The organism is Methylobacterium sp. NMS14P (assembly GCF_028583545.1).
In the GTDB taxonomy this organism is placed as follows: Bacteria; Pseudomonadota; Alphaproteobacteria; order Rhizobiales; family Beijerinckiaceae; genus Methylobacterium.
The window spans coordinates 519,664-541,881 of the sequence record NZ_CP087106.1 but is presented as its reverse complement, the minus strand read 5'-3'; the positions used below and the strand labels follow the sequence as shown (position 1 = coordinate 541,881).

The following is a 22,218-nucleotide window of genomic DNA, read 5'->3' as shown; positions in this document are numbered from 1 at the left end:
CTCACTCCCACTCGATCGTGCCGGGCGGCTTCGAGGTGATGTCGTAGGTCACCCGGTTGATGCCCTTCACCTCGTTGATGATCCGGGTCGCGACCCGGCCCAGGAAGGCCATGTCGAACGGGTAGAAGTCGGCGGTCATGCCGTCGACCGAGGTGACGGCGCGCAGCGCGCAGACGTGGTCGTAGGTGCGCCCGTCGCCCATCACGCCGACGGTCTTCACCGGCAGGATCACCGCGAAGGCCTGCCAGATCGTGTCGTAGAGGCCGGCCTGCCGGATCTCATCGAGGTAGATCGCGTCGGCCTTGCGCAGGGCCTCCAGCTTCTCGCCCGTGATGGTGCCGGGGCAGCGGATCGCCAGGCCCGGGCCCGGGAACGGGTGGCGGCCGACGAAGCCCTCGGGCAGGCCGAGCTCCTTGCCGAGCACCCGGACCTCGTCCTTGAACAGCTCGCGGAGCGGCTCCACGAGCTTCATGTTCATGCGCTCGGGCAGGCCGCCGACATTGTGGTGGCTCTTGATGGTCACGGACGGGCCGCCGGTGAACGACACGCTCTCGATCACGTCGGGGTAGAGCGTGCCCTGAGCGAGGAACTTCGCCCCGCCGATCTTCTTCGATTCAGCCTCGAACACGTCGATGAACAGGCGGCCGATCGTCTTGCGCTTGATTTCCGGGTCGCTGACGCCCTCCAGAGCCGCGAGGAACATCCCCGACGCCTCCACGTGGACCAGCGGGATGTTGTAGTGGTCGCGGAACAGCGCCACGACCTGCTCGGCCTCGCCGAGGCGCAGGAGCCCGTGGTCGACGAACACGCAGGTCAGCTGATCGCCGATCGCCTCGTGGATCAGCACCGCCGCCACGGCCGAATCGACGCCGCCCGACAGGCCGCAGATCACCTTCTCGGAGCCGACCTGCTCGCGGATCTTGGCGATGGCCTCCTCGCGGTAGGCGCCCATGGTCCAGTCGCCCGAGCAGCCCGCGACGTCGCGCACGAAGTTGCGGATCAGAAGGGCGCCATGGGGCGTGTGCGCCACCTCCGGGTGGAACTGCACAGCGTAGTAGTTGCGAGCCTCGTCGGCCACCGCCGCGAAGGGCGCGTTCCGGGAGATCGCCACGGTGGTGAAGCCGTCCGGCAGCTTGGTGACGCGGTCACCGTGGCTCATCCAGACCGGGTACTTCTCGCCCTTGTGCCAGACGCCCTTGAACAGCGGGCAATCGGCCAGGATCTCGACCTCGGCACGGCCGAACTCCGCGTGGTGGCCGCCCTCGACGGCGCCGCCGAGCTGCGCCGCCATGGTCTGCTGGCCGTAGCAGATGCCGAAGACCGGGACGCCCGAATCGAACACGAGCTGGGGCGCGCGGGGCGAGGCCTCGACGGTCACGGATTCGGGGCCGCCGGACAGGATCACGCCCTTGGGCTTCTGCTCGCGGAAAGCGGCCTCGGCCTTCGTGAAGGGCACGATCTCGCAGTAGACGCCCTCCTCGCGTACCCGGCGGGCGATGAGCTGCGTCACCTGAGAGCCGAAATCGACGATCAGGATCTTGTCGTGGTCGGTGTTCATCGCGGGCGATTATCCGAAGGCCGCGGCGCGTGCAACGCACAAGTCCGGTTGTCCGGTCGTCTGACGTGCCGTCACCTACGGAATCCCGGATCTCGCCCGTCGGTTCTGAGCGCTGCGCTCTGTCCCGGCGCAGCGCGGCCCGTGACTCGGATCCGACGACGCGGCCAGCCGCACGCGGCGGTCTCGGCTGGCCCGACGCGTCGGTTCTCAGTCGAAGTTGCGGACCTTGGCCGAGCCGCCGAGGCTGATCGCGGGCTTCGCGGCGGCGCCGGCGAGGCTGACCTTCTTCTGGCCGGGCGGGGTCTTGGCGCGCAGCTGCGGGGCCGCCTCGGGCACCGGTCGCGACGGCTTCAGGTGCGCCTGCCCGTGGATCACCGAGCCGATCTCCCCAGCCACGCGGATCAGGTCGTCGCGCTCGCAGGAGCGGGCAACCTTAAGCCCGAGCTTGTGCATGTGGCTCTTGCCGTAGAGGTAGGCGGCGAGCTGCGCGCGCTTCACCGGCGGGATCTGCTCCAGGATCAGCGGCAGGTCGAAATCGTCGGCCCGGTACACGGAGCCCAGAACCTCGAGGGTCACCGGGCAATCGACTTCGGGCTCGGCGCCGCTGGTCGGATGCGCTTGCGTCATGGATGCCTCTCGGAGGTCGACGAATCGGGATGGGGCCCGGATGCCCCGGAGCCGGGGTCGAGTTCAACCCCTATCGGAACGGCGAGGTTCGCAATTCTGTCCTCCGCCGGCGCGGGGATCTGGGCCGGCGCCGGGACAGGCTCCGGCTTCCAGGCGCCGAGGCAGCCGGTGCAGACCGATTCGATCACCGCGCGGGCGTGGGCCTGCCGGCGGGCCCAGAGCATCTCCCGGGCGACGCGCGCCGCCTCGGCGTCAGACAGCGGGCGGATGCGGATGTAGAGCGGCTCCTGCGCGGCGGCCGGCGCCGGAACCAGGGCGAGGAGCCCCAGCACGGCCATCGCGGGAACGGCGGCGCGCCACCAGCGCCGCGGCGCAGACAATGCGGGTCCCGCCATGTCTCTCTCCCGCCCGGAACGAGCGCGATACCTCTCTCGACAGGGTAAACCGCGTCTTAACGGGGTTCCTCGGCCGCGTGGAACTTCAACCGGGGACGCCGGTAGAACCAGGGGGGACCGAGCGGGAGACGGCTTGATGCCTCAGATGTTCGACTGGATCTTCTTCGCGATCATGCTGCCGTTTCCGGCCTACTTGGTCTGGGACTTCATGCGGCACCGATAGGCTGAGGCCGGCGGCGCTCAACCGCCGGGCGAGGCCGCCGCGCGGCCGACCGGCGCGGTCCGTTCGGGCTCGCCGCCCGGCTCCGCCACCTGCTCGGCCCGGCGCCGCTCCTGCGCGCGCCCGAGCCAGACGCTGTTCACGAGCCATGCCATCGACAGCGGGATCGCGGCGCCGGCCACGCTGGCGCTGCCGAGCCCCATCCCCTGGATGCCGGTGAACGACCACGCGCCGACCTGATCGCCCAGCCGGTAGACCACCGTGTCGATGAAGCTTTTCGCTTTGTAGCGGTCCTCCCGCGGGACGACGGTGAACAGCACCTCCCGCACCGGCCGGGCGATGGCGAAGTTGCCGGCCCGGCGCAGCACCTGGAACGCGACGATCACGCCGATCGTCGGCCAGAGGGCGAGCGCCGCGAAGCCGAGGATGCTGAAGGCCGGGATGATCGCGAGCGTCAGGGCAACGCCGATGCGGTTGACGATCCGGCCGGTGAGGAACAGCTGGATCCCCAGCGTGAGGACATTCACCGCGAGATCGACGCTGGCGAAGAACGCCGTCTGCGCGCCGCGATCCGGGAAGCTCCGCTTCGCGATGCCGGCCTGCTCGAAGTACAGGAAGGTCGAGGTCACCGAGAACAGCAGCAGGAAAAGCGAGATGTTGAGCAGGTAGGGCGACGCGAGGGTCCGGGTGACGCCGGCAAGCACGCTGCCGCCGATCGTCCGGTCCTGTCCGTCCTCGGCGCCCCCGTCGCGGCCGGGCATCTCGTGCAGCTGCGTGGACAGCGCGGCGAGCCCGCGCATGCAGAACACCGCGACCTCGAGGAGCACCACCGCGCAGAGCATCAGGCCCCAGGTCGGGACGTTCCTGGCAAGGATCGCGGTGGTCGCCGAGCCCGCGATGGCGCCGAGCGTCGCGCCGGCCGCGATGAAGCCGAACAGCCGCTTGCCCTGGGCGTTCGAGAACACGTCGACGATCGTCGCCCAGAAGATCGAGACCACGAAGAGGTTGAAGATCGACAGCCAGACGAAGAACACCCGGCCGATCCACACGCCCCACTCGGCGGGCGCGAGATAGAGCGTCAGCGCGAAGGCCAGGATGTTGGCCGCGAAGAACCGGTAGGTGATCGGGACGAACCGCGCCCGCGGCATCCGCTTCACCAGGTAGGCGAAGGGCAGGTTGAGGGCGAGCATCCCGACCAGGGTGGCGGTGAACAGCCAGGGCAGGTTCTCGATGCCGCCGGCGACGCCCATCTGGTCACGGATCGGGCGCAGGACGTAGTAGGCGGCCAGAATCGAGAAGATGTAGGCCCAGGACCATGCCAGCGCCCGGCCCTCGCCGGGCTGAACGTCGATCAGGCGCGCGAGCGTGCCGCGGGCGGGGGCGGGTTCAGGCATGGGCCGATCTCACCGGAATGGGCTTCTTCCCTGGGCAGGCCTCCCTCGGGGAGACTCGGTCGCACACCTCGCCGCAGCGCGCGGCGAGGTGTCGGGCGACGCGCCTATCTCGCCAGTCCGAGTTTCTCGCGCATCTCCGGCGCGGTGACGTCGTGGCCGAAGCCCGGGCTTCCCATGGCGAACTTGTCGGCGTCCTTGAGCGGGCCGACCACCACCGGATCGAACCCGGCGTCGCGGACGAGGCCCTCGGCCACCTTCAGCGCCTCCGGATCGTCCCCGGCAATCGGGATCGCCATCCGCCCGCCGGCGCGACCCTTGCCGCCCTCCGCGCCCTCCTTGGCGAAGACCTTGTAGTTCGCCGCGTTGAAGGCGCGCACGAGCTTGGCGCCGGGGAAGTACTTGGCCGAGGTGGCGCCGATCCCGCTGGCCTGAACCTCGTCGTAGAGCGCGCCGTCGCGCTTCTGCGTGGCGTTGCCGGCGTCGAGGACGACCTTGCCCTTGAGGGACGGACCGATCTCCTTCGCGAGGTCCGGGTAGGCCTTGTAGGGGACGGCGATGAACACGGCGTCGCCGAACTTGACCGCCTCCTCGGGGGTGCCGGCCTTCGCCTTCGGCCCGAGCTCCGCGACCATCGCGGCCAGCTGCTCCGGGTGGCGGGAGGCGAACATCACCTCGTGTCCGTCCTTGACCCAGAGCGTCCCGATCGTGCCGCCGATATTCCCCGACCCGATGACGCCGATCCGGATCTTCTTCGGGCCGTCCTGGGCCAGGGCGGGCACGGCCGCGGGGAGAGCCGTGGCCACGGCCAGTCCGGCCGCGAGGGCGAGCGCCGCGCGGCGCGAGGTGAGATCAGACCGCATCGATGAACGTCTCCATCTGCTTGCGCTGCGCCGCGTCCGGGAGCTTGCCCCGCGCGGCGCCCAGGTTGTCCTCGACATAGGCGGCCTTCGCCATGCCGGGGATCGGGCAGGTCACGGCTCGGTTGCCGAGAACGTATTTGAGGAAGAACTGCGGCCAGCTCGCGCAGCCGAGGTCCTTGGCGACCGCCGGTAGCTCCTTGCCCTGGACCGCCTTGAACAGGCGGTCGCGGCCGAACGGCACGTTGGTCATCACCGCCACGCCGCGATCCGCGGCCAGTGGGAGCACGCGCTCGGCGGCGGCGCGGTTGTCGATGGCGTAGTTCACCTGGATGAAGTCGAGGCTCTCGCGCTTCATGACGGCTTCGAGGGCGTCGAGCTGGTTGTCGCGCCAGACCGTGACGCCGACATACCGGATGCGCTTGCGCGCCTTCAGATCGCGCAGGACCGCCAGGTTCTCGGTCACGTCGATCAGGTTGTGGACCGCCACGAGATCGAGGCTGTCGACCTTCATCCGCTTGAGCGACCGGTCGAATTCCGCGAGCGTCGCGTCGCGGCCGGTCGTGTCGACCTTGCTGGCGAGGAAGATCTTCTGGCGCAGGCCGGGCTCCGCCAGGATCAGGCCGAGGACGTCCTCGGCGCTGCCGTAGCTCGGGGCCGTGTCGATCACCGAGCCGCCCAGATCGACGAAAGTTCTGACCGCGTCCTTCAGGGGCGCCACCGACTCAGGTGTCGGCTCGACCTCGTAGCGCCGGGACGTGCCGATCCCGATGGCCGGGAGCGTCTCGCCGGTCGACGGGATCGGACGGCGGATCAGCGGTTCCGCCGCCGTGGCGAGGCGTCCTGCGAGCGGGGCGAGCGCGGCTGCGGCGATGACGGCGCGACGGGTTACGGGCATGGCCAGCCTCGGACGGAGTGAGGACCCGGCGGGAGATAGGGCGCGTCCAGCCGGTGTGTATTCTTAATTCTCACGCTTCCGTGAGCCCGGCGGAAAGTACCGACGGGTGCCCAGGCTAATCTTCCTCGGGCGGGTCCTCGAACTCCGCGCCCTCGGTGTCGGGGGCGATGCGGAACCGGTACTCGTCGATCGCCAGGAATGCCCGGTGGGCGACCTGGGGGTCGATCCCGTCGCGGACGACCAGGGTCTGGAAGTCGATGAAGAGGCGCGCGACGCGCGCCTCCTCCGACAGCGTGGCCAGGGCGGACGAGCTGGCGCCGGCGCGCATCATGTAGCGCTTGGCCTCTCCGGCCGTGTCGGGCGCGGGCAGGACGACGACCTGACCGGCGGTGTCCGGCTTCAGCTCCGCCCAGCGGACAGGCGTCCAGGCGATGATGGCGTCGGTGTGCTTCATCGAAGGCTCCGGCAGGTGGACGGGATCCGCCTACCGGGCACGGCCGGGATCGTCGAGGCTTCCGCGGTCCCGGATCAGGGTGCGCGCTCCAGCTGGCCGCGGATCTCGCCCTTCGGGTTCGCGGCGGTGTGGAGGTTGAAATAGACCTTCCCCGCCTCGAGATCGGCGGCCTTGGCGTCGTCGAGGGTCGCCTCGCCGGTGAAGGGGCTGCTCGCCGCCGTCACCGGCACGAGCACGCCGGCATTCTCGCCCGCCTTGGCCGGCCCGTGGAGATGGGCGGCCGTGACCGGTCCGGTGAGGCCGCTGTACTGGCCCGACCAGCGCAGGTGCTTGGTGGCGGGATCGAAGGTCGCTGTGATCTCGCCTTTCCCGGTGGATGCGGTCGCCGGGACCTCGCTGCTGCCGTTGAGCGCCGCGCGATAGGTGACGTCCTTGCCCGCCGCGACAGCCGGGCTCGCTGCGAGCGGCACCCCGACAATGAGAAGGGCGGCGAGGCTGGTGGTCCAGCGATGGCTCATGCGCGCTGTCATCGAACGCTCCGCGATCTGACGGGCCGTCGTGCGGCCCGTGCGGCAAGCTAGCGGGCGCGGACGAGTCGGACATGGCCGCCGCGTCGGCGACAGGCGATTCCCCGTGACAGCCAGGGCTTTCCCTTCCGAGATCGGCGGGACGCGGATCGTGCCGGCTCCGGGTGGGCGATTTGCGCACCGGGAACCGTTGACACCGAGCGCCCGCTATCCCTATACCGCCGCCACTGCACGCATCGTCCTCGCGGACGGTCGCGGCTCGTGGCGGGGTAGCTCAGCTGGTTAGAGCAGAGGAATCATAATCCTTGTGTCGGGGGTTCAAATCCCTCCCTCGCTACCAAATTTATGCAACCCCGCTAAGCACTTAGCGGGGTTTTCTATTGCCTTGCTCTCTGCAGGTTTCGGCTTTAAATCCTAGAACAGCGCTAGCGCAGCCGAAAAAATTGTCGTGCGGGCGTAACGGTTTGCTGGGGGCTCACGGAGCACCCTAGCGCACTTCTAGCGCAGTCCGCCGCACCGCAGTAACCAGACAGGGCCGCATCGTGAGCACCCCTGGCAACGTCCAAGCCGAGCGCTATCAGCTGTTCCGGCGTGCCGGCAGCACCAAGTGGCAGGTACGCTTCAGCATCAAGGGCCAGGGGCAGTTCAAGCGCTCGCTCGACACCGACGATCAGCGAGAGGCTGAGCGCCGCGCCGACGCCATCTGGTACGAGGCCACCTATAGAGCCAAGCAGGGGCTCACGGCAAAGGCGCACACCTTCGAGAGCGTGGCTGAGGCCTACATCGCGCAGATCCTGCGCGAGGTGGAGCGCGGTGAACGGCGCGCCGACCAGGGCAAGAGCGAGCCCGCCGTGATTCGCCGCTACTTCATCGGCTATTTCGGACAGAAGCCCATCGACGCAGTCACCGAGACGGATCTGGAGCGCTACGCGGAGTGGCGTCGCACTTATTGGACCGACGGCCCGGGCAAGCTCGTCACGCACATCGAATATGAGCGTGACGGACATCGCCTACGCCGGCCTGTTCGACGCGCAGCCCCGTCTCTGAGCCGCCAGCGCGGCGAGACCGTGGTGCTGCGAGCGCTTCTGCGCTGGGCCTCACGGCAGGGCTACCTAAAGACACCGCCAGAGATCAGCATCAAGGCCCGGCGTTCGCCCGACAATCGGCGACCGAGCTTCGAGCCGCACGAGTTCGCCCGGCTGGAGGCTGTGAGTCTCAGCCGGCTTGTGGATCCGATTATGGACGGCACTGGCGCTGAGGTGCGGGCCAGCGACCGACGCAACTGGCGCATCAAGCGGTTGGATGACCACACCCGGCGCGATCGCACCGTGCTGCACGCTTACGTGATGATCGGCGCGTTCTCAGGCTTGCGCCCAACTGAGATGTACAACCTCACCTGGGGGGACGTGCTGGGCTACCGCGCCGGTCGAGGCAAGAGCGTGGATGATCGCGACATCCGGCTGCAGGTGCGGGGCAAGGGCAAGAGCGGCAAGGCCATCCCGCAGAAGGCGGCGATCCCGTGGTTCGACACCCTGTGGATGCTATTTGAGCGGAGCATGGGCCGAGAGCCAGCTGATTCGGACCCGGTGTTTGCGAGTGAGACGGGCAAGCGCATCGCCTCGGTCGCCAACGGCTTCACCGAACTGGTGAAGGCGGCTGGGCTTGAGCGGGATCATCGCGGCATCAAGCGCACGCCGTACTCGCTGCGCCACTTCTATATCAGCGAGCAGCTGGCGAACGGAGCTGAGGTGCTCGATGTGGCGCGGAACTGCCGGACCTCGCTCGCCATGATCGACAAGCACTACGGCCAGGTGCGCCTCGAACGTGTGGTGGACCGGCTCCGGCCGGAGTGGACGCGAGCCTGACCGAAAACGGAGCGGTTTCTCTGAAGCTATACGTCAAGCTATCGAGTACGCCGGTTCAGCTGTGGGTTGGCACAGAATAGCGTGGTGCGCACAGGAACGCACTGCGACCGCTCCGTGTCGGAAGCTCTCTCGTACTGCGAGCGCATATGTTGTGGATGATACCGAACCAAGCTTCCCGCTCAAGTTAGGCAACGCAAACCCTTGGTTCATGATCGACGCCAATCCTATGCACTTTGAAAACGTTCCGAAGCGAACAAAAGCGGTGGACACGAGTTTACGCCACAGCTACGCTTGGGTCCTTGATCGCGTGTATGGACTTCATTTTATTGCGTGAAGTTTGGTTCCTGATTCAGATGGTGAAGGCTTCTATTGCTGCATAAATTGACTTGGCCTGGAAGCCTAGAGGAAACTTGTGAGATCGTGATAGAAATATTCACATTCGAAGAACTTGCCCAACTTGGAGAAGTTTTTGAGAGAAAGAAATGGTCTGGTGACATTAATGAGTTTGATGGAGACGTATTTAATAAAACAGTCGATTTGCTAAGCGAGCTAGATCAGAGGCAGCGAAAACTTGTTCTATCATTTATAGAAAACTATTATCGTCTAACTGACTATGCGGATCATTGTAGAGCCATTGCGCGTCAAATCACGTCTAAATTTGGTCGTCGCGACAAGATCCTATTCCTTCCAGTTTCGGACGCTGAGCCGAAAGTTAAAAGCGGCCATTCAGTTTGCTATGAGATCCAGAGATTCCTCGATGATCGTTTATTTTTAGAGGTTGATACCCTCGACCACTACGATAGGCTAAATCATCAAAAGGTCGGGTCGAAGTTGGTAATTGTTGATGATTTTGTGGGGTCCGGAAGCCAGATGAGGAAAATGCTCCGAACAATAATAAACTCATTTCCAGAAATGGTGCAAAATATAAGTATATATGTCATCTGTATGCAGAGAATAGCTTATAATAGGGTGCGAAAGCTGTGTCCAAACGTCTACGCTTGTGAAATCCGCGATCGCGCTATAACGGATGCTTTTGCAATCGGTTCCATGACGGCTCAAGAGGCATTGGAAGTATACCAGACTATTGAGTCCCGCTTGTCGATGCGCGTTTGGTACAAATTAGGATACGGACGCGCAGAGGCCTTAGTAAGTATGAAGCGCACACCGAATAACACGCTGCCAATTTTTTGGAATGATAGACAGAAAGGCGGAACAAAATGGCCAGCACCCTTTCTGAGGATACAAAGCTAAGCCCTTTACTGAGTACTATTGTCGCGCAGATTGTTCGCGGTGGAAACCCGCAAGATGTTGTACGGAAAGGTTACTCTAGTTGGCAGGTAATGAACGGTCTGAAAGAAGCATCTGCCAAGGGAATCATTTCGCATAATGGTGAAAGGATCGAGGTAACTTTTTGGGGACTTCGCTTGTTGCAAGCTGCTGAAGCTGTGTCAAAAAGGCCAAAGCTCGAACCTTTGCTGCATCGGCGCATTGATTCCAAGGAAAAGTTGCGCTCCTATGCGATCGGACGCCGGGCCTTTGACCAGCTGCGCAACCGAGTTAGAGCCTAGCGGCATGACCGCAGGAGTGGCGAGTCGCCACTCTGGAGTGAACCGACCTTAAGGCCCCTGGACGGTGGGTCACTTTTTCGCAGCAGCGAAAAAGAGCCCCACCATCCACGCTCCCTACGGTCGCACAACCGACCCGAAAGTGCCTTTCGGGTCGGTTGTGGGATAACTTTAGTAATTCGGTTTGGTTCGGCGTCCACCCATATGAATCAGCTTTTACTAGATTTGGACGGTGACTTAGAAAAGACTATTATAGCCTATAAAACACGGATCGCTAGTAAAAAAGCTCTTCCGGTATTCGATATTGAGCACTTATCGTATCTTGTCGGGTACGATCAGCAGCTTATTTATGATATTTGCAATGCGCAGTATAAATTTTACAGGTCCTATACTATAAAGAAAAAATTGGGCGGAGTTCGGGAAATAGATGAGCCTCTGCCTACGTTGAAGGAAATTCAAAGGTGGCTGCTTGATAATATATTTTCGGCATACCCTGTAAGTCGTGCGGCACGCGCCTACAAAAAGGGAAATTCAGTGCGCGGGAATGCCTCAGTTCATACTCGCCAGCCACAAGTGCTACGTGTCGATGTTAGGAACTTTTTCGGATCGATATTATTCACCCAGGTGCGAGATATTCTATACAGTATCGGGTATACTCAAGAGCTTTCTGTCGTCATTGCAAATCTTTGCTGCTTGAACGGTCGTCTACCACAAGGAGCCCCGACTAGTCCCGCATTATCCAACATTTTCATGGTCGATTTTGACGCAACTATGCTGTCATATGCCAAGGCAAACGGACTACGCTACACGCGGTACGCTGATGACATCGTAATATCAGGCAAAGTCAGATTCGAGGAAAACCTTCGATTCATAAAGAAAGAGCTGACGAAGAAAACTCTTCGCGTAAATCCTGATAAGACAGTGTTGAATCGCAACGGGTCGCGAAAGATGGTCACGGGACTAGTTGTTAACGATCAGGTCTCGGTTGAGAGATCATACAGACGAGAATTCCGGCAAGCCTCATATTACATTAGGCGCTGGGGCCTAGACGGCCATATGAAATTCAGGCACATACAAAAGCGTAACTACTTACTCCATCTTATCGGAGTTGGAAATCACATCGTTAGCATACACCCTGGCGATGATCGCGCACGATCTGATTTGCACTATCTCATGCAGCTATCGAAACAATACGTGTAATCTAGGCTAGACCAGTTGCTAAGGTCGCCTGACAGTCGACATACCATACGCCATGCTATTGCCACTTGACGGTCAGAGCATCTCCACCGCGACACGAATGATCTCATTATTGACGTCGATGTAGCGCTGTGTGATCGAAAGATGCCTAAAACCGACAAGCATCATGATCGCCTACGGCGTGATACAGTCATAAGCCAGGTGTGTGATGCGCCGATGGCTGTCAAGTTCGGGCAAAGACGTCTCGGAAGTCAACGACGGCGACACTCTCCGTTTCTATCTTTTTCGGATTCTCACCACACTGCATCGCTCGACCACATTCCACGTCGGCCCCTATGGGCTCGCGTACACCGTCATGGGTATGCCGAAGGTTTCCTGAAGGTACGCCTCGGTGACCGCGAGCAGCTCCAGCTGCGACGTGATCGCTCGGGCGCGCGAGAGGCCGGGCTGCACGACGAAGATGCGGAACTCGGGTACAAGGTGAGACAGCCTGCGGAGGATCGCCTGTACCGCATTAGCGTCTCCACGCTCGAACCGGGTGACGAATGGTGTTCCGCCCCTGGTAGCGGCCTTGCGGCGCAGCTCGTCCCGATGACGCAGATGCCGGAGCAGCGCCTCGACATCTCCCCGCCAATGAATGCTGCGCTGGGCTTGCCCACAAACCGCATAGAGGTCGTCGACTCGGGCGCCTGGCATAGCTTCCTTCGAGAACTTGCAATGGTAGAGGTGCACAAGAACGCGGTTGCCGATGACCCGCACGCAGACAATGTCCGCGGCCTCGCCAGCCCCATCATCATCGAACACGATTTCGAAATAAGGATCATGTGTCGGATCCAGAACCGTGTCGATGACGCGCCTCTGTATCGAATTGGCCTGTTTTGCTTCCGTCTGTGACTCCTTGCGGATGTTCACCCCCGACCAGTCGATCAGCTCGATCTTGTCGCTGTCGAACGGCCGGCGATCCAAGGTTCGTGGCAGTTCGTAGAGCTCGTTGTGTTCCAGGGACGCGCCGTTGGCAAAGCGGATCACCGGGGTCTCGCGCCGGAACCATTCGGTTAGGGTGCGACGCCGCCGATTAGTCAGCACAAATGCCTCGAAACCGCCCTCGGGCTCGAATTCGACGCTTTCGCCGCGGAACCGGACGCGGTAGTCGGCGAGCTTAGCTCCGGCAGTAACTCGGAACCGGATCGGGCCGGTCTCGGTGAAGTCTAGGATGTCGAGGCTGGCCTCATAGAGTGGCACCGCCTCCCCGTCGATCTCGATTTGAATCACGTCTTCGCTGCGCGAGAGGAACTCTTCCGGCCACTCGATTACCAGTGGGACAAGGTCCGGCCGCTCGGTTAACGGGCGCGGCAGGATGACCCCGCGGAAGACCAGTTCCGTCGAGATCGCGTCGTTGATGAGCTTGGCCCCAATCTGATGGCACCACTCAACCCACTCCGCCAAATCGTATGCGATACGGTAGGACCAGACCCGCCCCTTTTGGGAGCAGCCTGTAGTCACGCGGCCGCCGTTCTCGAACCCATTGCCGAAGAGATTTGATTTCTTCTTGTGAAGTAGCCCCCAAAATGACCGGACAGGGGCTCACGCTTATGGAAGTGTGTGCCTATGACCGACCGTATGGTGAGTTCTAACGACCCGCCCCGCGCCGAACGCATCGAGGTGATCACCTCCGTCCAGCGGCGTCGGCATTGGACCACGCAGGAGAAGGTGCGCCTCGTCGAGGAGACCTATCTGCCCGGTCAGTCCGTCTCGCTCGTCGCCCGCCGCCACGGGCTGAACGCCAACCAGCTGTTCACGTGGCGTCGGCTGATGGAGCGCGGCGCGTTCACGGCCGCCGGTGCCGGTGAAGAGGTGGTGCCAGCCTCCGAGCTGCGGGCTGCCCAGCAGCAGATCCGCGAACTGCAGCGGCTCCTCGGCAAGAAGACGCTCGAGACCGAGATCCTGCGCGAGGCGATGGAGCGGGTCGCCGCCCCCAAAAAGTTGCCCTCGCGCGTGACCTCGTGGCCGGGGGACGGCCGGTGAGCGCTGTGGCCGCAGCTTTGAGCGTGTCGCGCCCGCACCTCGCCTCGTCCAGGCAGGCCTCCCCCGCCTGGAAGCCCAGCGGCCGACGGGGCCGTCCGCCTGCACCCGACGCCGCGTTGCTCGGCGCGATCCAGGCGCTCATCGCCGATCTGCCGACCTACGGCTATCGGCGCGTCCATGCCCTTCTGCGCCGGCAGGCCGAGCGGGACGGTCGGCCTGCACCGAACGCCAAGCGGGTCTACCGGGTCATGAAGGTGCACGGCCTCCTGCTGCAGCGACATGCGGGCGGAGCCGAGACGCGCCGCCACGAGGGCAAGGTGGCGGTGGCCGTGCGCAACACGCGTTGGTGCTCGGACGGGCTGGAGATCGCGGCAGAGAACGGTGAGCGTGTGCGGGTCGCCTTCGCGCTCGATTGCTGCGATCGGGAAGCGATGAGCTACGTGGCGACCACGGCGGGCATCACGGGCGAGGACGTCCGCGACCTGATGGTGGCGGCCGTCGAGCATCGCTTCGGGGCGGTCAACCAGCTACCGAGCCTGATCGAGTGGCTGACTGACAACGGCAGTTGCTATGTAGCCCGCGACACGCGCCGCTTCGCCCGCGAACTCGGCTTGATACCGAAGACGACGCCGCTGGAGAGCCCGCAGAGCAACGGCATGGCCGAAGCGTTCGTGCGAACCTTGAAACGCGACTACGTGCGTGTCTCGGTGCTACCGGATGCCGAGAGCGTGCTGCGCCAGCTCCCCGTTTGGCTGGCGCACTACAACGACCTTCATCCTCATCGCGCGCTCGGCTACCGCTCGCCGCGCGAGTTCATCACCCGATCAACCCAGGAGACCCTGTCCGGTCTTTAGGGGGCAACAACATCTTGTTCTGTCGGATCGCGTCTGGCAGGGCGTCTGAGATGTCGGTCCCGACGTGCATACTGAAGCGCGTGTTCTGATTGATGACGTGGCTCAGGCCGAGGTTCGTCAGGATTAACCGGGTGACCCCGTGGAGGGAGCGGAAAATTCGTTCGCCCTTGATCAAGCTAGCGCTCTGGCCCGCAATCGCCTTAGCCAGCGCCTCATGATCAGAACCGTTGTTCGAGCTGTTGATGTAGAGGAGGTTGCGCTCCTGGTCCCAGTGAACGGCGTAGAGGTGCCATTCCCGATTGCGCAGGTGCCGGACGTCACCCCAAGGCACTTCTTCGTGTTCCTCGGTGATGAAGAGAAGGAGTTTCGCGCCCTCGTTGACCGCGGGTCCCCAGTGGATCGTCGCCCCGCCGCCGACGCCTTCCTCGAAGCGTCCCGGGCGCCACGTCGCGCAATCCGTGCGGTAGACCACAGCGCTCATCTTCGGGAAGATATTGCGCAGGGAGACCACCTCGGGCACCTCCCCGAAGCCTTCGAGCAACTCGGAGCGCCGGGCTTGCCGACCCGTGGCCCCCTCGCTGAGATCCCGCAGGATGACGTTCCAGTCGGCGTCCTCCGCGTAGAGCTCCCGGAGGGCATCCTCCACACGGGTGTCGGCAACGTTAGCGACCATCGTCGCGTCTCCGAGATTGGCTCGGAAGCGCGTGAAGCGCCCAGTGAATTGAAGAGTGATGGCGAGGCTCTTGTGCGGATCATGGATGGCCGCGATCTTCAGCTCGGGCAGGTCGAATCCTTCCCCCAGCATGTCCACGCATACGACGATGCGGCTCTCCCCCGCCCTCAGCCGCCTCAGAGATTCTCGCTGCTCGCCCCGCTTTAGACCGCTGTGAAGCAGCACGGGGCGGTGACCCGGGGCAAGCTCGGCGTAGATGCGCAGGACCGACTCGGCCCGCGCCTTGTCGTCGGTGCGGGCCATGACGAGATGCCCAAAGCCTCGTCCGATGTCGGCATCGAGCCGGTCGATGGCGGCACAGGCGATTGTGAGATCCCCCTCGTCCCGGTCGAACTCGTCGATCGCGAGGAACCCAATGGGCTTGAAGTAACCCTCCGCCTGCGCCTTCCGGAGCGGGTAGTTGAACAGAACACGCCCGTCGACGTGCTTACCGTCCCGGCGGAACGGAGTCGCGGTGAACTGCACGACCGGCTTGCCCGCGAAATGCGATCGAAAGCTGTCCCAGGAGCGGGCCGGTACATGGTGGGCTTCGTCGATGAAGAGGTGGCTGCAAACCTCCGACATGCGGCCCTTGACGGCTTCGCTACATCGACCGGCGATGCTCATCGTCGTGACGACCACGTTGCAGCGGAGGAAGACCTCGTCCACCTCGGCAGGCGTGCGCGGCATGTGTTCGAGCATGCCGACGACTGGGTGCCCCGCCTGCTCGTTGAGGACGCCGAGCTGGCGCAGCAGGCCCATCGTCAGGAACTTCTCACCGACCTGCTTACGCAGGGCGTCTCCGGGCACGACAACGAGCAGACGCGCGAGGCGCTCCCAGGCGAAAACCGCCAGCATCGTCTCGGTTTTGCCGGTTCCGGTCGGCATGACGACTGTGGCGGGTGCGTTCGAGACCTTCCAGTGCGCCAAGATGGCGTAAAGCGCACCCGTCTGTGGCGGGCGCAGTCCGACCTCGACGACTCGTTCCCCCTCGCGACGCTCCTCGCGAAAGGTAAAGGCGCCGCGGAAACTGTCGACGACCTGTAGGCATCGCACCTCAGCTGCTTCGACGTTGAGGATACTTGGATCGCCAGCAGACGGGCTGAGCCAGACGCCCTCCAGCTTGCCGGCAGAGAAGTGTGCTAGGTTCGCGATCCGGAGAACGGCCCTGCCGCCTTCGGCTACTACTCGCTTCGCCACTACCGTGCAGACTGATCCGTCCGAACGGGTCAGGCTGCGCGTCGATACAGATCCGATTCGATCCTCGGACACCTCGTAGGACTCGCGGACGAAGGTACGAGAGGCTTGTCGGATCGGATTGTTGAGTATCCTTCCGTCCAATGCCAGCTGCGTGGGCAGTTCGAGTTCGAGCGGTGTGGGCATCGCGATAGGAGATGAGCTCGCCGAGGTATCCAGTGAGCGACAGGATTACCCCTGTTTCCCAGCGCTTGATAACCTCAGGGCGAGTGGTGCACAGGTAAAGTTGTCTCTGGATAGGGATTAGCTTCGTTGCGTGCTGTATGTCCTTTCCTCGGCAGACGGTGCGCCGGGGGTACCGACGCATCGGTGTGGGTGCGAGCCGGCTACTTGGCAGCCTAAGAGCTCCTCTCCTCGTCATCATCCCAGTAGGAAGCACGTTTGCGTGCTACGCTTGCGAAGCCATTTCATCGGCTACGAAAGAGCGCACTCGTGGCCGCAGAATGTTGATGAAGCGGTTCAAACGTTCTCCGAGCCAGACGAATGCCTGCTGCCTGACGGCGGGATTGTCCAAAGCGCCAAACGAGGCGCTATCACCAATACGCGGCCGGCCGTAGGGGTCTGTGGAAAGGCGAGCAGAGCCGCCGAGCTCTTCGCGGACAACATCCCATTCTTCAACAATAGATTGGCTCGCGCGTTCACCCACTGTGCCGCGCGTCGACGATAAAAAGATACCAACTTCATTCTTTAGCATATCGCGATAGACGGTAAGCCACGAGCTGCCATTGGGAGCAGGCATTGAAATCGAGATGTAGCCTTGCCGGGCGGGGTTCGGCCTGGACTGCTCCGGGTCATCCAACTTGAGCTGATTTAGAAACGCACCCCAGAACTCAAGACGAGCATCGCCCAAAGCTGCACGTTCGGCATCAAGCTCAGCCTTGCCAGCAGTGGCATCTACATCGCCCTGCTCCTCTATAGCGAAGCCTTCGGGTACAGCGACGATGCTGCGGATGATATTAGTCGTCCGTACCAGCACCCTGGGTGTGACGAGCCGCCCCCTATCAGGCAACACGAAAATCGGCAGTTCAACAAGGCCCAACGAAAAATGCAGGCCGGCATGAGCCTGCAGGTACTCAGCGATTGCTTCAACACCTTCTCGGATTCCATCGCCAACGATTAGCAGTAGGAAGCGGCCACGGCGAAGATTGATCGTGAGATTGTCGTTGAACTCAATCTCATTTACCTCATGCCCGGCATCTCGCACCAAACTCAGGACCGGGTCATCCTGTAATTTCCACTTTAAACAACGAGATACTTCACGCTGTAGATCCGACGACGACCAACGGCTAAGCTCTTTGGCGTAATCGAGGATTTGGCCGACTACTTCACGACGGCCCTGAGGGTTTCGCCAGAGTTTGCACTCTACGAGAATCGGAAGACCAGTGGGAGTGATCAGCAGGTTGTCGATTGGACCTGCAGGCGTTTGCAGCTCTCTGCAGATAGCCACCGGCTTGGCAAAGATTGAATCGATTTCGCTGATAGGCAGGCAGGATGGATGCGCGTGGACCAGTGCCTGGATGTCCGCTTCGCTCACAGCCTCGGCGCCCGCTTGCTGGCCTAAGGCCGTGAGCGGAACGCCGGTCTTATTATCGGGCGAAATTAGAATTGGTGCGCTATGCTGCCGGCTCATAGTTATCGTTTCGACCCTTTAACTGGAGGTACGCGAAGCAATCACGACAAAGCTTTGTGGTGGCGCGTCTGCGTTCCGTTGAAGTAGTGGCCGAGAGAGCATCCAGAATGGCCGATGAGGTGCTCGAAATGCGGACGCATACCATCTTTGCCAGCGCTATGGGCGCGCACCGCCCCGTGACATTCCCGACAGCGCAGCTTGCGTCCCGTATATTTTGTAAGCACGCTTGCTACGTCGACCTGCGTCCATGTCTTGTTCGCCCATAGCTCACATGTGTCGGCTTCATTATTCATACTTAGCACCATGTTACTTTTGTCCTACCGCTCTACGGTCGAATGAGCTTCGCCGGCGTCGGAAACAGCTTCTCCCACGGAACAGCGGGAGAATCGGACAAAGCGATCGTGGCGCCGCTCAATTGAAAAGTCGTGAAGCCTTGACGCTTAAACGCTCGGTCAGAGCACCTCTACGGCGGCGCGCATCATCTCGTCGTTGACGTCGATGTAGCGCTGCGTGGTCGAGAGATGGCGGTGACCCGCGAGCATCATGATAGCCTTGGGCGAGATGCCGGCATGAGCCAGGCGCGTGATGAACCATCTCCGGCCGCTGTGGCTTGAGCCGCCATCCAGACCGGCCTGATCGTACCAGCTGCGCATGAGCTGGCAGAGGCTGTTCGCGCTGAACGCTGTGAGCTTCTGGGTAACCAGGACCGGCTGTAATGGGCTGGGTGACTTGGGCAAGCTGGACCGGAATTGCTCGATCTCACGGCGCAGACGAGCGTTCATGAACACCACCCGTGCGTGACCACCCTTGGTGACGGCGGCGCTCAACCGGAGCTGCTCACGAACCCTCCCGTCGCCGTCGAGGAGATCGCCCCAACGAAGCGATGCGATCTCTCCTACTCGTAGGCCCGCCAGGTAGCTGAGCATCAGCGCAGCTCGATTCCGAAGGCCATGCCTCCCCTGCCCTACCACCGCCACCAGCCGCTTGAACTCTCCCTCCGTGGGTACGCGCGCCTGCTTCATCGTAACCTCACACTTTGTGCGCCTTCGCAGCAAAGAATGATGTTGCCAGAGGCGCGTCAGGGCGAGTGCAAAGTAGATCGCAGGTAGATCAACGACTTAGCGCAGAACATCATAAAATATAGATTTTATGATGTTTTGCGCCTCCTGCAAAACAACGCCAAGACGAGCCGCCCTTGAGAGAGCTTGATGGCAACTCCCGCTGCTCACGACTCCTCAGCGGGCCTCGGAAGGGGCCGCTATCTGGCAATCCGGACGGCCTCGAATGGCCGAACCTGGCCGAAAGCGGTCCGGCCGTGTTCAGTTGCGCGATGCGCTGAACTGGACATCGCAGCGCTCTCGCCGCCAGCTGCCGCCGGACACGTGGTTTCGACGTTAAAATGTCTCACGCGGTTTTCTGACTGAATTCAGCGGCTCGGCGGCCGCAGCATGCATGGCGAGTGTTTGTCGGGAAAACGGTCGATTATTCGTGAATCCCAGCTCAGGCAGATCGTGCAGAGCCGCTGGAGGATTCTCAAAGGCGCCAAATTGAAGCTGTCCAGCTCAAACGAGGAATGTCCCATCTTTTGGCGCATTAATCGCAACAGATTTGCGTGAACGAGGCTCGATCGGGGTCCCTTCCTCGCACAGACGCAACAATCATACGCGGAATAAAAACACGGAGCGAAATGACCGCCAGTGGTCCCCGGCAACAGCGCGGTGCTGTGCCGGCCATCGCCGCACAGGAGGATCACACATGCGCCTGCTTCCCGCCCTGACCCTTGCCGTTCTCGTTCTGACGCCTTTCACGCCGGCAAGCGCCGATGGCCTGGCCGGCACTCTGAAGCAGATCAAGGACCGCAGGGCGATCACGATCGGCGTCGGCGATTCTTCGATCCCCTTCTCCTACATCGACCGTTCGAACCAGACGGTAGGCTACGCGGTAGATCTTTGCCTGTTCGTCGCCGAGGCCGTGAAGACGCGCCTGAATGATAGCATGATTGAGACCAAGCTGGTCCCCATCGCCTCGGCGGCGCGGATCGCGCTCCTATCCAACGGGACAATCGATCTTCACTGCAGCGCCAACACGAATAACGCGGAGCGGCAGAAGGTCTTGGGATTTAGCGACACAATTTTCCTGACCGCGTCTCGCTTCGTGTCGAAGAACACGAAGAACCTCCGCCGTATAGCGGACCTGCGCGGGCGCACCGTCGTTTCCACGGCCGGCTCATCGAATTTTAAGCAGCTCGTGGAGGTCAACGCCAAGCAGGGCCTCAACATGACGATCCTGACCGCCAAGGAGCACGCGGAAGCCTTCCTGATGGTCGAGAGCGGGCGCGCCGACGCGTTCGTGATGGACGACATCCTGCTTGCGAGCTTCGTGGCCGGGTCGAAGGAGCCCGGCGCCTACACGATCTCCTCTGAGGCCTTCGCTAAGCCTGAGCCCTACGCGATCATGATGCGCAAGGGCGATCCCGTCTTCAAGGCGCTCGTCGACGAGACGCTGGCCTCGATCTTTAAGGGGCCGCGGATCGCCGAGCTCTACGACAGATGGTTCACCAAGCCGATCCCGCCGCATGGCATCAACCTAGACTTCCCAATGGGCGCGGCGCTGAAGAGAGTCTTCGCGCAGCCCAGCGACAGCCCGGATCCGGACGCCTACTGAGTGGCGGCGCGGTCCTTACGTGAAAAGTGGAGAGCGCTCGCTTCCCCGAGGTGTAAACGTGACGAGGACAGTGCGACGCAAGTGGTCAACACGAACCTGGCGCACTCTGGTGCACGTTGCCGACGACCCCGGCCCCCGGAGGCAGGTCGGCCTCGGCCCTGACGCTCGATTTCTGCGGATCAACATCGAGGGGCGACCGATCTGGACCGGTATCGGGACCTAACGGGCCTCGACCCCGCCGAGGTTGCCCGGGCCGCCTGAACGACCCGGGATCGCAGCAAAAGTCGTGTTTCCTCTCGCTAGCATCGGATGAAAGGCTGGTCCATGGAGACCGAAACTACCCGCTTCGCCGCAGATATGACGGCCTGGCGCCGCGACCTGCACGCCCATCCCGAGTTCGGCTTCGAGGAGCACCGCACGGCCGCCTTCGTGGCGGACAAGCTGCGCGCGTTCGGCCTGGACGACGTGACCGAAGGCGTCGGCGGTACCGGCGTTGTCGGCACGCTCAGGTGCGGCGGCGGCAGCCGCACCATCGCCCTACGCGCCGACATGGACGCGCTGCGCATCGGCGAGCAGGGCACGCCGCTCTATCGCTCCCGTAACCCCGGGACGATGCATGCCTGCGGCCATGACGGCCACACCGTCATGCTCCTCGGGGCCGCCCAGCGTCTCGTCCAGGAGGGCGGCTTCGACGGCACAGTGCGCTTCGTCTTCCAGCCCGCGGAGGAATGGGGCAAGGGGGCGCTCGCGATGCTGGAGGACGGCCTAATGTCCCGCTTCCCGTTCGACGAAATATATGGCCTGCACAACCTGCCCGGTCTGCCGGTCGGCCGGTTCCAGACCCGAGCCGGGCCGACGATGTCGGCCGAGGACAACTTTGAGATCACCCTGCGGGGTGTGGGCGGCCATGCCGCGCGGCCGCAGTGGGGCAACGAGGTGATGGTCGCCGCCTGCGCTACAGTCCTAAACCTGCAGGCGATCGTCGCGCGCCGGCTCAATCCCACCGATGTGGCCGTCGTCTCGGTGACCGAGCTGACCACCGACGGCACGCGCAACGCCCTGCCGGGTCTCGCCCGCATCCTCGGCGACGCCCGCAGCTTCGAGCCTGAGGTCAGCGCCACAATCGAGCGGCAGATGCGTGTCATCGCGGAGGGAACTGCGCGGGCCCACAACGTCTCGGCCGAGGTGATCTACACCCGCGAGTTCATACCGCTAGTCAACGATGCGGGCCTGGTAGAGGAGGCGCTCGCGGCCGCGAGAACCGTCTTCGGCTCGAACGGCGTGATCGTGGCACAGGAACCGATCACGTCATCGGAGGATTTCGCGCAGTTCCTGAAGTTCGTGCCCGGCTGCTTCAGCTATATCGGCAACGGCGACTCGGCGCCGCTGCACAATCCGACCTACGATTTTAATGATGGGGCTCTGACCTACGGGGCCGATTTCCACGTTGCGATCGTGCGGCAGCGCCTGCGCGCAGCCTGAGATCTCCTGCCGGTCAACTTTTTAGGTCTCGACACCA

General features: G+C 62.9%; 19 protein-coding genes and 1 tRNA gene. 8 read left to right on the top strand and 12 right to left on the bottom strand.

The window, feature by feature from the left end; translation table 11 throughout:
• Position 1 precedes the first annotated feature (1 nt).
• The 8 genes from guaA to LOK46_RS02440 form a co-directional block, all read right to left on the bottom strand.
• Positions 2 to 1,558 (bottom strand): glutamine-hydrolyzing GMP synthase, encoded by a 1,557-nt coding sequence (guaA, locus tag LOK46_RS02475; protein WP_012317458.1) that lies wholly within the window; start codon positions 1,556 to 1,558, stop codon positions 2 to 4.
• A gap of 207 nt (positions 1,559 to 1,765) precedes the next feature.
• A complete protein-coding gene (locus LOK46_RS02470) occupies positions 1,766 to 2,185 on the bottom strand; it encodes a hypothetical protein (protein ID WP_273562331.1) in 420 nt (139 codons plus the stop codon).
• Positions 2,182 to 2,580, bottom strand: a complete 399-nt coding sequence (locus LOK46_RS02465; protein WP_273562330.1) for a hypothetical protein — start codon at positions 2,578 to 2,580, stop codon at positions 2,182 to 2,184. Before LOK46_RS02465 ends, LOK46_RS02470 begins: the two co-directional genes overlap by 4 nt.
• Positions 2,581 to 2,820: 240 nt before the next feature.
• On the bottom strand, positions 2,821 to 4,194 hold the full coding sequence (locus LOK46_RS02460) for an NTP/NDP exchange transporter (RefSeq protein ID WP_273562329.1): 1,374 nt from the start codon (positions 4,192 to 4,194) through the stop codon (positions 2,821 to 2,823).
• A 104-nt stretch (positions 4,195 to 4,298) separates the two neighbouring features.
• The gene (locus LOK46_RS02455; protein WP_273562328.1) at positions 4,299 to 5,054 is read right to left on the bottom strand and encodes an NADPH-dependent F420 reductase; all 756 of its coding nucleotides are present in this window, start codon (positions 5,052 to 5,054) and stop codon (positions 4,299 to 4,301) included.
• Positions 5,044 to 5,949: an aldo/keto reductase gene (locus tag LOK46_RS02450; protein ID WP_273562327.1), complete on the bottom strand. Its 906-nt coding sequence runs from the start codon at positions 5,947 to 5,949 to the stop codon at positions 5,044 to 5,046. Before LOK46_RS02450 ends, LOK46_RS02455 begins: the two co-directional genes overlap by 11 nt.
• A 115-nt stretch (positions 5,950 to 6,064) precedes the next feature.
• Positions 6,065 to 6,403, bottom strand: a complete 339-nt coding sequence (locus LOK46_RS02445; protein WP_273562326.1) for a hypothetical protein — start codon at positions 6,401 to 6,403, stop codon at positions 6,065 to 6,067.
• Positions 6,404 to 6,477: 74 nt separating this feature from the next.
• Positions 6,478 to 6,933: a CHRD domain-containing protein gene (locus tag LOK46_RS02440; protein WP_273562325.1), complete on the bottom strand. Its 456-nt coding sequence runs from the start codon at positions 6,931 to 6,933 to the stop codon at positions 6,478 to 6,480.
• Positions 6,934 to 7,193: 260 nt separating this feature from the next.
• Between LOK46_RS02440 and LOK46_RS02435 the strand changes: the two genes are divergently transcribed.
• From LOK46_RS02435 to LOK46_RS32895, 5 genes are all read left to right on the top strand, one after another.
• Positions 7,194 to 7,270, top strand: a tRNA-Met gene (locus LOK46_RS02435).
• Positions 7,271 to 7,472: 202 nt separating this feature from the next.
• Positions 7,473 to 8,795, top strand: a complete 1,323-nt coding sequence (locus LOK46_RS02430; RefSeq protein ID WP_273562324.1) for a tyrosine-type recombinase/integrase — start codon at positions 7,473 to 7,475, stop codon at positions 8,793 to 8,795.
• 420 nt (positions 8,796 to 9,215) lie between these two features.
• Positions 9,216 to 10,046, top strand: a complete 831-nt coding sequence (locus LOK46_RS02425; protein WP_273562323.1) for a phosphoribosyltransferase-like protein — start codon at positions 9,216 to 9,218, stop codon at positions 10,044 to 10,046.
• The gene (locus LOK46_RS02420) at positions 10,013 to 10,363 is read left to right on the top strand and encodes a hypothetical protein (RefSeq protein ID WP_273562322.1); all 351 of its coding nucleotides are present in this window, start codon (positions 10,013 to 10,015) and stop codon (positions 10,361 to 10,363) included. Before LOK46_RS02425 ends, LOK46_RS02420 begins: the two co-directional genes overlap by 34 nt.
• A gap of 201 nt (positions 10,364 to 10,564) precedes the next feature.
• On the top strand, positions 10,565 to 11,560 hold the full coding sequence (locus LOK46_RS32895; protein ID WP_443192855.1) for a reverse transcriptase domain-containing protein: 996 nt from the start codon (positions 10,565 to 10,567) through the stop codon (positions 11,558 to 11,560).
• 330 nt (positions 11,561 to 11,890) lie between these two features.
• Here the strand turns inward: LOK46_RS32895 and LOK46_RS02415 are convergent, their stop codons facing one another.
• Positions 11,891 to 13,003 carry a hypothetical protein gene (locus LOK46_RS02415; RefSeq protein ID WP_273562321.1) on the bottom strand — a complete coding sequence of 371 codons (1,113 nt, stop codon included), beginning with the start codon at positions 13,001 to 13,003 and terminating at the stop codon, positions 11,891 to 11,893.
• A 174-nt stretch (positions 13,004 to 13,177) separates the two neighbouring features.
• Between LOK46_RS02415 and LOK46_RS02410 the strand changes: the two genes are divergently transcribed.
• Positions 13,178 to 14,436, top strand: a protein-coding gene (locus LOK46_RS02410) for an IS3 family transposase (protein ID WP_443192917.1) whose coding sequence is annotated in 2 segments (ribosomal slippage) — positions 13,178 to 13,525 and positions 13,528 to 14,436 — 1,257 coding nt in all. Because the reading frame shifts where the segments join, the coding sequence is not laid out codon by codon here.
• On the opposite strand, the gene LOK46_RS02405 is transcribed toward LOK46_RS02410, so the two are convergent.
• The 3 genes from LOK46_RS02405 to LOK46_RS02395 all read right to left on the bottom strand — a co-directional run bounded on the left by LOK46_RS02405 (position 14,399) and on the right by LOK46_RS02395 (position 19,057).
• Entirely contained in the window at positions 14,399 to 16,531 is a 2,133-nt protein-coding gene (locus LOK46_RS02405; protein WP_273562320.1) for a DEAD/DEAH box helicase, read from the bottom strand. The genes LOK46_RS02410 and LOK46_RS02405 overlap by 38 nt on opposite strands.
• A gap of 262 nt (positions 16,532 to 16,793) precedes the next feature.
• Positions 16,794 to 17,939, bottom strand: a complete 1,146-nt coding sequence (locus LOK46_RS02400; RefSeq protein ID WP_273562319.1) for a hypothetical protein — start codon at positions 17,937 to 17,939, stop codon at positions 16,794 to 16,796.
• A gap of 548 nt (positions 17,940 to 18,487) precedes the next feature.
• Positions 18,488 to 19,057: a tyrosine-type recombinase/integrase gene (locus LOK46_RS02395; RefSeq protein ID WP_273562318.1), complete on the bottom strand. Its 570-nt coding sequence runs from the start codon at positions 19,055 to 19,057 to the stop codon at positions 18,488 to 18,490.
• Positions 19,058 to 19,790: 733 nt separating this feature from the next.
• Here LOK46_RS02395 and LOK46_RS02390 point away from each other — a divergent pair.
• Together LOK46_RS02390 and LOK46_RS02385 are read left to right on the top strand one after the other, a co-directional pair.
• Positions 19,791 to 20,699 (top strand): amino acid ABC transporter substrate-binding protein, encoded by a 909-nt coding sequence (locus LOK46_RS02390; RefSeq protein ID WP_273562317.1) that lies wholly within the window; start codon positions 19,791 to 19,793, stop codon positions 20,697 to 20,699.
• A 324-nt stretch (positions 20,700 to 21,023) separates the two neighbouring features.
• On the top strand, positions 21,024 to 22,181 hold the full coding sequence (locus LOK46_RS02385) for an amidohydrolase (protein ID WP_273562316.1): 1,158 nt from the start codon (positions 21,024 to 21,026) through the stop codon (positions 22,179 to 22,181).
• Positions 22,182 to 22,218: the final 37 nt, after the last annotated feature.